The organism is Pseudomonas sp. Pdm06 (genome assembly GCF_014851795.1).
Taxonomy (GTDB): Bacteria; Pseudomonadota; Gammaproteobacteria; order Pseudomonadales; family Pseudomonadaceae; genus Aquipseudomonas; species Aquipseudomonas fluorescens_AA.
In genome coordinates this window covers 1-255 of record NZ_JACVAH010000074.1, presented here as the reverse complement: position 1 = coordinate 255, position 255 = coordinate 1, and the positions used below count along the sequence as shown (strand labels likewise).

The following is a 255-nucleotide window of genomic DNA, read 5'->3' as shown; positions in this document are numbered from 1 at the left end:
CCCGCCGCCTGGGTAACGAGGGCTACACCTTCGCCAACGTCAACGGCGTGCCGCAGCCGCATGATGAAGACCACACCGTCGACATCACGTTCGCCGTGGACCCGGGCAAGCGCGCCTACGTCAACCGTATCAACTTCCGTGGCAACACCAAGTCCGAGGACGAAGTGCTGCGCCGTGAAATGCGCCAGATGGAAGGTGGCTGGGCGTCGACCTACCTGATCGACCAGTCCAAGACCCGCCTGGAGCGCCTGGGCT

At 64.3% G+C, this 255-nt stretch carries 1 protein-coding gene; it reads left to right on the top strand.

Features of this window, described 5'->3' with window-relative positions:
- Positions 1 to 255, top strand: a 255-nt coding sequence (locus tag IB266_RS30605) for a POTRA domain-containing protein (protein ID WP_318646618.1), incomplete at both ends; no start/stop codon positions are given.